This is a genomic window from Desulfogranum mediterraneum DSM 13871, from assembly GCF_000429965.1.
Lineage (GTDB): Bacteria > Desulfobacterota > Desulfobulbia > Desulfobulbales > Desulfobulbaceae > Desulfogranum > Desulfogranum mediterraneum.
In genome coordinates, this window is the sequence record NZ_KE387010.1 from 1 (window position 1) to 10,821 (window position 10,821).

Annotated in this window: 7 protein-coding genes; 5 read left to right on the plus strand and 2 right to left on the minus strand. The window is 59.6% G+C overall.

What is annotated here, in order from left to right:
- Nucleotides 1–472: 472 nt before the first annotated feature.
- Nucleotides 473–1,525 (plus strand): NapC/NirT family cytochrome c, encoded by a 1,053-nt coding sequence (locus tag G494_RS0120935; RefSeq protein WP_028586079.1) that lies wholly within the window; start codon nucleotides 473–475, stop codon nucleotides 1,523–1,525.
- 102 nt (nucleotides 1,526–1,627) lie between these two features.
- On the opposite strand, the gene G494_RS0120940 is transcribed toward G494_RS0120935, so the two are convergent.
- Entirely contained in the window at nucleotides 1,628–2,338 is a 711-nt protein-coding gene (locus G494_RS0120940) for a P-loop NTPase family protein (RefSeq protein ID WP_028586080.1), read from the minus strand.
- A 173-nt stretch (nucleotides 2,339–2,511) separates the two neighbouring features.
- On the opposite strand from G494_RS0120940, the gene G494_RS27210 reads away from it, so the two are divergent.
- The 3 genes from G494_RS27210 (at nucleotide 2,512) to G494_RS0120960 (ending at nucleotide 6,584) form a co-directional block, all read left to right on the plus strand.
- Nucleotides 2,512–3,546 carry an NUDIX domain-containing protein gene (locus G494_RS27210; protein ID WP_161630029.1) on the plus strand — a complete coding sequence of 345 codons (1,035 nt, stop codon included), beginning with the start codon at nucleotides 2,512–2,514 and terminating at the stop codon, nucleotides 3,544–3,546.
- Nucleotides 3,539–4,090, plus strand: coding sequence for a hypothetical protein (locus G494_RS0120955; protein ID WP_028586081.1), 552 nt, complete (start codon nucleotides 3,539–3,541; stop codon nucleotides 4,088–4,090). Before G494_RS27210 ends, G494_RS0120955 begins: the two co-directional genes overlap by 8 nt.
- Nucleotides 4,091–4,190: 100 nt before the next feature.
- The gene (locus G494_RS0120960; RefSeq protein ID WP_028586082.1) at nucleotides 4,191–6,584 is read left to right on the plus strand and encodes a sucrose synthase; all 2,394 of its coding nucleotides are present in this window, start codon (nucleotides 4,191–4,193) and stop codon (nucleotides 6,582–6,584) included.
- A 556-nt stretch (nucleotides 6,585–7,140) separates the two neighbouring features.
- On the opposite strand, the gene G494_RS0120970 is transcribed toward G494_RS0120960, so the two are convergent.
- The gene (locus tag G494_RS0120970) at nucleotides 7,141–9,330 is read right to left on the minus strand and encodes an HAD-IIB family hydrolase (protein WP_035247989.1); all 2,190 of its coding nucleotides are present in this window, start codon (nucleotides 9,328–9,330) and stop codon (nucleotides 7,141–7,143) included.
- Nucleotides 9,331–9,788: 458 nt separating this feature from the next.
- On the opposite strand from G494_RS0120970, the gene G494_RS24870 reads away from it, so the two are divergent.
- Nucleotides 9,789–10,697, plus strand: a complete 909-nt coding sequence (locus G494_RS24870) for a carbohydrate kinase family protein (protein WP_035247977.1) — start codon at nucleotides 9,789–9,791, stop codon at nucleotides 10,695–10,697.
- Nucleotides 10,698–10,821 lie beyond the last annotated feature (124 nt).

Here is a 10,821-nt window from a genome sequence, read left to right on the forward strand (position 1 = left end):
AGGCGGGCATCCAGGTACGGCAGGTAGGGTCTGGCAAGAAGGGTTCCGCTGCTCATGGGGTCTGGTGGCAGGCCTCCAAGCCAGGGCTGGTTCCCGATTCCTCGATACTGGATTCCCGCCTGCGCGGGAATGACGTCTGCAGAGCTCACCAGCCATCTTGCTCGCATCCTGGATTAGCCCCTGCTTGCTCACCCCCCTTTGCTCCGTTTCCCGGCCTGAGCTTCACTGTTTCATAATTTGCTGTAACCCGATGATTCTTGCTGCTATACTGAAGGCATCTGTTGCGGATACTGCTGAAGGTGACCTGCAGCCCGGGGGCTCCTGCCCCCTATTTCCCCTGAGCTCTGCTTCAGCTGTCCGGGTTGGGAAGTCGCACATGGGAAGCAAACCTGGTAAGCAAACCGCACCGCCGCACCTGTTGCCGGGTTCGGTTGGTTCGGTCCTTATAACAACATTCATTATGGAGGGTGTTATGAACAACAAGGTCTTGCTGTTGGTTGTGCTTGGTTATCTCCTGGTCACCGTTTCGGTGGCCCAGGGCAACGATTATGTCGGTTCGGAAAAATGTTTCGACTGTCATGCAGAGCAGTACAACAAGTGGCAGGCGTCCGGTCACCCCTGGAAGTTGCGTAAGGTGGAAAAGGCCAGGTATGCCAAACTGCCCCTGCCGCCGGGCTACAGCTGGGACGATATCTCCTATGTGATCGGCGGTGCCGTCAAAAAGGCCCGTTTCATCGACAACAACGGTTATATCATCACCACGGCCAAAGACGGTTCTGAGGCCAAGACCCAATACAACCTGGAAGACGGCTCCTGGTCCTTCTATCACAAGGGGGAGAAGAAGCCCTACAAGTGCGGCCCCTGTCATATGACGGCCTACGCCAAGGAGGGACACCAGGATAACATGGAAGGGATGATCGGCACCTGGGCCGAGGACGGCATCAGCTGCGAGGAGTGCCATGGACCGGGGATGGAGCACCTCCGCAAGCCGGTGAAGAGCACCATCAAGATCGACAGGACCCCGGAAGCCTGCGGCAAGTGTCACCAGCGCGGCGGCATCGGTCCCGAGCCTCCGGCAAAGGGTGGGTTTATCCGTCACCACGAACAGATCAACGAACTCAAGGCCGGGGTGCACAGGGATCTGAGCTGCATCGACTGCCATAACCCCCATGAACGGGCCATCCTGGTCAAAGACACCTGCATGGAGTGCCATGAAGATATAGCCGCCTCCTACGCCAAGACCATCCATGGCAAGCAGGGAACCCGCTGTGTCGAGTGCCACATGCCCAAGGCCAGTAAGTCGGCGATCAGAGTAGCCACCTACACCGGGGATGTGCGGACCCATATCTTCAAGATCAACACCGCAGCAGACGCCAATATGTTCAAGGAGGTGGAGGAGAAGGGCAAAAAATCACTCTTTGCCAAGGGCTTTGTCACCGTCGACTACACCTGCCTGAGTTGTCACGCCAGCCGTGACAAGGCCTGGGCAGCCGAGCATGCCGCCAACTTCCACGGCAAAAAGTAGTCCCTCGATCCCATTGTTGCGTTGAGCACAAGCCACCTGGGGAAAATCTCCCAGGTGGTTTTCTTTTTATTGATTTGTTTTGGCTCGATGAGTCGGCAGTTTTCAGCTGCTTTTGTTGCTTCGGGCAAAGCCCTGGCTCAGCAGAGTGCGCAACTCTTTCTCTGTAAGATCGTTGTTTCTGATCAGCTGTCCTCCCAGGTGATCTTTCACCAACTGGACCAGTATTTCTTCAATCCGCTCAGAGCGTTCCCGGTCCTCGGCCATGTAGCAATCAAAGTTATCGGCTTCACCCAGGGCCAGCCGTCTGCTGATCCGTTTTTTGCGGATGGCGTCATCCACGTCCAGGACAATGGCATGAAACCCGGGAAGCGCTCGCATCTCTGCCAGGGTCTGCTCCAGAAGGGGTGAGATGTGGCGGGGCCATTGGCTGTGGGCAGGGTGACCCCAGCTGAGGGCCAGTCCGCGGAGGTAGTTGTGGCCAACGATCACGACTTTTTTTTGCGGATGGCTGAATCGCCGGATATCCCGCCTGAGCAGCAGGGTCAGGAGCCACGGCAGCCAGCGCCGGGCCGAGGGAAAGCAGCGGATAAAGGCCTTTTCCAGGCAGAGCTCGAACCAGCTCTTGGCACTGCTTGAGTGCTCCCGGGTCAGCTTGCCGCAGAGCAATCGTTTGCGTTTCTCGACAGGGTAGCCTGCTTCGAGAATCATCTCTTCGACAATACGGGCAAGGTGATCCTTGCCGGCCGCATCGGTGCCGACGATCAGGATGAGCTCCGGGATGGTATGGTGGTGCTGCTGGTTGGCTGGGTGCAAACAGACCTCATGGGTTTGGTTGAAGGGGATACTGTCACCTGCAATAACCCACTTTAACGAGAGTGTTGACGATTGTGAACAGGAATTACAATTTGCAGTTGTCCTGAGAGGGTGGTATGGATAGGGCCTGTTAGGTAAGAATCTGATATCGTGTGTTTTTAAAGGGTGCTTGTATGTGTGTCTCTGCCGGGGAATGTGGACTGAGTGGGCGGGCGGTGATCGATGTGGCGGCAGCGGTCTTTCGCCGGGGCGAGACCGTCCTTCTGGCCCGTCGTGCCCGGGGCGAGCAGCATGCCCTGAAGTGGGAATTCCCCGGAGGCAAGATTGAGCCCGGGGAGAGCCCGGAGCAGTGTCTCCAGCGGGAACTGCTGGAGGAACTCGCGGTTGGGGTGGAGGTGGGCTGCTGCATAGCCGAAAGTCTCTTTCACTATGAACACGCCTCCATCCGCCTGCTGGCCCATGAGGTGAGGTGGCGCTCCGGCGAGTTTGTCCTCCGGGTCCACGACCGGCTTGAGTGGGTGGCGCCCTCTGAGCTCGATCGCTACGACCTGGCCCAGGCCGATATCCCCATTGCCCGGGTCGTCCGGGAGCGCTCTGCCGGCAGCGAGGAGCCCAATGCCCGTTTCTACCGGGAACGCTCCCAGGCCTACTTCCGGCAGACCGCAAGTCTTGATCCCACCCCCATCCTCTCCCGGCTCTCTTCCCGGCTGCGGTCCGGGGCCAGGGTGCTGGACCTGGGCTGTGGTTCGGGCCGTGATCTGCGCTGGCTCAAAAAACAGGGTTTTCAGGCCACGGGCATGGAGCGTGCTGCCGGCCTGGCAGAGCTGGCCCGTCACCATTCGGGCTGCCCGGTGATCAGGGCTGATTTCAGTTGTTATGACTTCAGCGCCGAATGTTGGGATGGGTTGCTCTTCAACGCTTCCCTGGTGCATCTGCAGCCGGCCGCCCTGGCCCCGGTGCTCCGGCGGGCAGGGCAGGGGCTGCAGGCTGACGGTCTCCTCCTGCTCACCCTCAAGGAGGGGCAGGGGAGGAGCCGCGGTGACGATGGCCGCCGCTTCACCCTCTGGCAGGAGGAGCGATTGGCGCTGCTCTGGCCGCGCCTGGGACTGCGGGTGGTGGAATCTTCCCGGGACCCATCCCCGGCAGGGGGAGGAAATATCTGGCTCAGCTATCTGCTGGCCAAGTGCGGAGGGCAGGCTGATGTGTAGCCTCCTGGACGCCTATATCCAGGCCTTTGCCACCCTGGATATTGAGCCAAGCCCCCCTCCGAGGGGCGGCTCTCCGGAACAGCGGAATCCCTCCTTTCCGGCTCGATCCCTGCTCATGCTGGCAGTGCTTGAGTTGTTGGCAACAGGCGAGATCAAGCGCAACTTTATCGCTCCTTCCCCGCCATTGGCCGAGGCCTTTGTATCCTACTGGCAGGCACGCACAGGAGTGCCGCCGGTTACCGGTACCGGGGCCATGATAGAGCCCTTTATGGGCCTGCAGGGCTCCGGTTTCTGGCACCTGGTTCCCGGGCCTGGGCCGGCTGCTGACCAGGATTTGGGGATCGATTCCCTCGGCCGGCTGCGCATCTGTTATCGTGGGGCCCGGCTGGACCAGGACCTCTACCGGCTGCTGCTGATGCCGGCTCACCGTCAAAAACTCAGGGCAGCCCTGGTCAGCAGCGCTTTTCCTCCATCTCTCCAGGCCCTGCTCCCTGGGGAGGAACTGGTGCGAGCCGAGAGGAGCTCATCGAATTCCTGCGGCTAGCTCACTCCGGCGAGTAATCAGCTTTTCCCTGGGGCAAATTAGGGTACAATGAGAGTATACCCGGAGCCAGAGTTACCAAGCTAAAGAACGAGGAGAAGATATGTTGGACAACTTACGGGAATGTGTCGGCCGGCAACCAGAACTGGTGGACACTCTGTTTCGGCGTTACCTGCAAAGCGGCAAGAAACTCATCCTGGGCAGTGAACTCTGGGATGGATTTCTGCTCTTCTGTGAGGAGCAGGGCCAGGAGGGACTGATCGCCTCTCCCCTGGGGGAGGTCCTCCGCAAGAGCCAGGAGGCTGCCATTGGCGACAGCTGGCTCTACCTGGATGTCCGGCCCCGGGTGGCCCAGTGGCACTACCTGTGCTATCACTTTGAAACCATGGGTTTTGCAGAGGTCTCCACTGCAGACTTCCTGACCTTCAAGGAGCAGCTGGTGGGTGGGCAGCCGCAGGAGCCCATGCTGGAGGTGGATTTTACCCCCTTTGAGCGGGACTTTCCCAAGATGCAGCAGACCCGTTCCATCGGCCATGGGGTGGAGTTCCTGAACCGTAAGTTCTCCAGCCGGCTCGGCAACGAGCTCCGCAAGGGTGATGAGCTGCTCTTCTCCTTTCTCAAGGTGCACAACTACCGGGGCCAGCCATTCATGATCAACAGCAGGATCGACAGTGTCCCGGCCCTGCAGAGGGCCCTGCATCAGGGCATGGATATCCTGGATCAGCAGCCGGACACTCTCAGCTGGCAGGATGTGGCCGCCGAGCTGGGTACCCTGGGTTTTGAACCGGGCTGGGGCAGGACCATTGAGGGGATCAGGGCCAGCATGTCCATCCTGGCCGACCTGCTGGAAGCCCCGGATCACCAGAATCTGGAGCGTTTTCTGGGACGGATTCCGATGATCTTCAATATCGCCATCCTCTCGCCCCACGGCTACTTTGGTCAGGATAAGGTCCTGGGCCTGCCCGATACCGGCGGCCAGGTGGTCTACATCCTGGATCAGGTCCGCGCCCTGGAGCGGGAGATGAAAAAACGGATCTATAACCAGGGCCTGGATATCATCCCCAGGATCCTGATCATCACCCGCTTGATCCCAGAGGCCGGGGAGACCAGCTGTGACCTGGAGGAAGAAAAGGTCCGCGGCACCGATAATGTCTCGATCATTCGGATTCCCTTTCGAGGGCCCGACGGCAGCGTCATCCCGCACTGGATCTCCCGCTTCGAGGTCTGGCCCTATATCGAAACCTTCAGTCGGGAGGCAGAGACCGAGATCCTGGCCAGGCTCGACCGTCGGCCTGATCTGGTCATCGGCAACTATTCCGACGGCAACCTGGCTGCCTACCTGCTGGCCCGCAGCCTGGGGGTGACCCACTGTACCATCGCCCATGCCCTGGAAAAGACCAAGTACCTCTACTCCGCCCTCTACTGGGAGAACATGGAGGAGCAGTACCACTTCTCCTGCCAGTTCACCGCCGACCTGATCGCCATGAACTCTGCCGACTTCATCATCACCTCCACCTACCAGGAGATCGCCGGCTCCAGCGATGTGGTGGGCCAGTACGAGAGCTACACCTCCTTTACCATGCCCGGCCTGCAGCGGATCATCCAGGGAATCGATGTCTTTGACCCTAAGTTTAACATTGTCTCGCCCGGGGCCGATGAGACCGTCTATTTTCCCTATACCGCCAAGGAGCAGCGGCTCTACGATCTTCACCCTGAGTTGGAGGAGCTGATCTACGGTGGAGAGGGTCCGGATTGCCGTGGGGAGCTCAGCCGGAAGGATCGACCCCTGCTGCTTTCCATGGCCCGGCTGGATCATATCAAGAACCTGACCGGCCTGGTGGAATGGTACGGTGAAAATCAGGACCTTCGGCAGCTGGCCAACCTGCTGATCATCGGCGGCACCATCAACCCTGATGGCTCTGCCGACAGTGAGGAGCGGGATCAGATCCTGCGGATGCATGAGCTGATCGACCGCTTGGGGCTGGCAGAGCAGGTGCGTTGGGTAGGCCTGCGCCTGGATAAGAACCTCTCCGGCGAGCTCTACCGCTATGTGGCGGACACCAGGGGGGCCTTTGTCCAGCCTGCATTTTTTGAGGCCTTTGGGCTGACCGTGATCGAGGCCATGGTCTCAGGGCTGCCCACCTTTGCCACCTGTTATGGCGGTCCCCTGGAGATCATCAACCACGGACGCTCCGGTTTTCATATTGATCCCAATCACGGGGAGAAGGCCGCTGAGATCATGGTGGATTTCTTTCGGAGTTGCAACCGGGAGCCCGACCTCTGGCAGGCTGTCTCCAGGGGTGCCATTCACCGGGTTGAGGAGCGCTATACCTGGAAGCGCTATGCCAAACGCCTGCTCTCCCTCAGCTGTGTCTACGGCTTCTGGAAGTATGCCACCAACCTGGAGCGGGAGGAGACCAGCCGCTACCTGGAGATGTTTTATCACCTCCAGTTCCGGCCGCGGGCTGCCACCATATCTCAGAGGCATCTTGAATAATAAGGTGGGTTGGATGAAATTTTATGGCTGTCCTCTCCGCACAGTCGTCATTCCCGCGCAGGCGGGAATCCATGCTTGGCTGGAGTACATTAAGTAGGTTTGCCTCTGGATCTTGGCGAACAAGAGGAATGGGACAGCTACAGCGATGTGAGCTGGGAGCTGCTCAAGAAAGAATTTCCAGTGAAAGGCCTTATCTGAACCATTGCTGTACAGACCTGGATGCCCGCCTTCGCGGGCATGACGCTGAGGAAGGCGGGCATGACGTGGAGGAAGAGAAGTAGCGTTGGAGCAATCCACCATCGGAGCCACTCTGGATTCCCGGGCAGGTGGGGATCCAGGCCGCTGGCACCAGCCTGATTTTGTTGTAGTCGTCATTCCCGCGCAGGCGGGAATCCATGCTTGGCTCAACCATCAGGGCACGATGAAAAAGGAGATCTTTCGCTCAGGACCACGGCATGGTCTACGCCTGTGCCCCAGGCATATAAGGGGTATCCCCAGGATACAGTCTCCTCCATGACGCATGGCCTGGAAGAGATGGCAATCTTCCAAGGGATCCCTAGATCAGTCCATAATGCTTCAGGCCGTCAAGGATGCCGGCAGCGTAGCAGGCCTGGCTGAAGTAGATGTTGGCCTTGCCCCGGAGCCCTTCCAGCTCTTCGCTGTGGTTGCCCACCACCAGGCCCCGCGACTTGCCGGTGATCATATCCTCGTCATTGCCCGAGTCGCCGGCCACCATCACATGCCTGGGGGAGAAGTCGAACTTGTAGCGGATATAGTCCACAGCCTTACCCTTGGAGGCCCGGACAGGGAGAACATCGAGAAACTGGCCATGGGAGTAGATGGTCCGGCAGCGCAGCTTGTTCTCCTGGAGCCCCTGATTGATGGCCTGGAGCCGGTTGCCGGTTTCTTCCAGGTAGTAGCTGATCTTGTGGCCCCGCTGCCCCTCGGCCTCCTGGAAGACCAGGTGCTCAAACACGGCCAGGGCCTCTTTAATCTGTTCCGGTTTCCACTGCCAGGAGATGTGGCGCTGCCAGCCCTTGTCGTAGCGCAGGTCCGGCCCGTAGTAGATCTCGGTACCCACCGAGCAGATCAGGATATCGGGCATGGGAAAGTTGTGTTCGGTCATGGCCTGGAGGGTCAGCTCCAGGCTGCGGCCGGTGGAGACCCCCCAGGCCAGACTGTCCCTTCGTTCCTGGAGGTGGAAAAAGAGCTCCTGCATGCTGGCATCATCGCCTACCAGGGTGTTGTCGATATCGGTGATCAACAGGTTCTGGACGTTGGTCAGGCGCTTGCCAAAGGAGGCTGAAGAGCGGGGCGTAGTCATGGTTGCTGTTCCGTTCTGGGAAGAGGGGAGATCTTTCTCCGGCAGGAGCTGGAGGATGTGGTGGAGCGACTTTTCGGCATGGGCCTGCCAGGAGTAATGGTTGCGGACGCCGTTGATGCCGTTGTTGGAAAAGCGGGACCACTGTGCTTCATCCACCAGGATGGACTGCAGGGCTTGGGCAATCTCGCGGGGTTGGGCCACGTCCACCAGGATGCCGTTGTCGCAGTTGCCGACAATATCCCTGGGGCCCCCGTCCTGGGTGGCCACCAGGGGCAGGCCGCAGGCCGAGGCCTCGATCAGGGTCAGGCCAAAGGGTTCGGTCAGGGCAGGGTTGACAAAGACCCCGCGGCTCTCGGCACAGATCCGGTAGAGTTCGGGCACCTCGGTGGCAAAGTCATGCCTCTTGGGAATGGCGAGTTTGCCGTAGAGGTCGTAGCGATCCATCTGCAACAGCATGTCGGTGAGCACGGCCTGCTCGTTGTCCTCCATGGCGGTGATGTTGCTGCGGATGCCGGCAAAGATGGCCAGGTTGGCGATGGCCCGCAGCTCCTTGCTGGTACCGTAGGCCTCCAGCAGGCCGCTGATGTTTTTGCGTTGATCCGGCCGGCAGAGGGCCAGGATAAAAGGTTTTTCCGGATGGGCCCAGAAGCGGTGGAGCTCGTTGAAGAGGGTGAAGCGGGTCTGCTTGACCTCTTCGCTCAACAGCTCAGTATCCATCTGCAGATCGTAGAAGGGGTAAAAGGTCTCCAGGTCGATTCCGGGAGGGATCACCGAAAAATCCGGGATCCGACCGTTGCTGTAGAGGCCGTACTGGAGGTCGATCTCCTGCTGGGTCGAGGTGATGATCCGGTCGGCCTTGCGCATGATCTCCTCTTCCACCAGGATGCGGGTGTCGAGCTTGTACTGTCGGTTCATCCGGGCCGCGCTGACCCCCTCCTGGGCCAGTTTCTGTCGCTTGTTGCTGCCCAGGGAGTGGCCGGTGAAGAGAAAGGGTGCATCAAAGGCGGCGGCCAGCTCCATGGCAACGTAGCCGCCGTCGGCATAGTGGCCGTGAAAGAGATCCGGTGATTTGGCCTGGGACTTGATGAAGCGGATGGTCTTGTCGATAAACTCCTCCAGGTGGGGCCAGAGCAGTTCTTTACGGATGTATTTCCTGCCGCCGCAGCGGATGCGGACAATTCTGGCGTGCTCACTCAGCGGCTCGATGGCTACACTGTAGTCGTCAGCCACGGACTTGTCATCGATCAGCCGGGTTACCAGATCTACCTGGGCCACCTCTTCGCGGCGGCCCATCTCTTTGGCCAGTTCCAGGACATATTTTACCTGACCGCCGGTGTCGGCATCCCGGCCCAGTTCGGGGCTATGGCCACGGATGAGGCCGTGGGGGCTGAATAGTTGAAGGTATAAACCTGAGGTGCTCATGATGTTCTCCGGTACGTTCTCTTTGCTCTCGGGGAGCAAGCAGAGCTGCTGCGGCCTGGTCATTAGCGGAACCAGGAGAGGGGGGTGAGGTCCACTGGTGGTGCGGGGGGCGGGGAGCTCTCCGCCAGGCAGAGCTGCTCATCTTGGGCGAGCAAGTGAATAACAGATTCAGGCTCGCTGTCTGAATTTTTTTGTTTCTAATTTTATATAATATCGTGAAGCGGATACTTTCGCACGGATTATCTTGAATTATCCGGGGAAGCTGCTGTTGCAGTATTTTCTTTATGGATATTTTTTCCTGGCCTGAGTAGTGTTTTTTAAGTAGCTGACCGGAAAATAGAGCTGTTCTTCAGGTCAGCCGCGCACATACGAGCAAGCCGTTGTTTCGTTTTTCAACAAGCCATGCATTGAATGATATATCCGCTTGGCCATGATGAATGATTTTTCAGGAGAGAAATATGGCCCCATCAGGCCCACTGATCTTTGGTGAAGTACTCTTTGACTGTTTTCCCGATGGGGCCGAGGTCCTTGGCGGCGCACCCTTTAACGTGGCCTGGCACCTCCAGTCCTTTGGGGCGGCCCCCCTGCTGGTCTCCAGGGTCGGAGACGATGAGCGGGGCAGGCGGATTATCCAGGCCATGAATGATCAGGGTATGGATCGTGGTGCGCTTCAGCTTGACCGTCAGCGGGCCACCGGCACGGTGGAGATTCATCTGCAGCAGGGACAGCCCAGCTATACTATCTCCCTGGACCAGGCCTTTGGGTGGATTGAAGTGGAACCGGCTCAACTCCCCAGGAGAGCAGCCCTGATCTATCACGGCTCCCTGGCCCTGTGGCATCCGGAGAGTCGTCAGGCCCTCTCTCGCCTCCGGGATCACTGTGCAGCACCGCTGTTTATCGATGTGAACCTGCGGCCGCCCTGGTGGGAGCGGGCTGCCGTGCTCTCGCTGCTGGAGGGGGCCTCCTGGGTGAAGCTCAATGACGAGGAGCTTGAGCAGCTTCAGCCCCAGCCTGGGAGTGATCAGGACCGGGTGCAGCGCCTGCTCAAACGCTATCGACTCCAGGGGGTGATCCTCACCAGGGGAGAGCAGGGGGCCCGGCTCTTTCTGGCCGATGGCCGCCAGCTGGAGGTGAAACCGGCAGGAGAGCTGCCGGTGGTGGACACCGTGGGCGCGGGTGACGGCTTCAGCGCGGTCTGTATCCTGGGACTGCTCAGGGGCTGGCCGCCGGAGCTGATGCTGGAGCGGGCCCAGGAGTTTGCCTCTGTCCTGATCGCTCAGCAGGGGGCCACGATAGCTGATCCCGGCCTCTACGCCACCTTGCTCCAGCGCTGGTCGTCGGGGGATACGGTCGCCAAGCCAGAGTAGCGTCGGACCTGCCTCTGGCCCCTCGGTTATCCAGCTGCCTGTCGCCCAGCACCAGGCCGATCTGCCCCTTCCTGCCTTTGTCATCCATGCCTCCTCCCTACCGTCATGCCCGCGTCGGCATCCT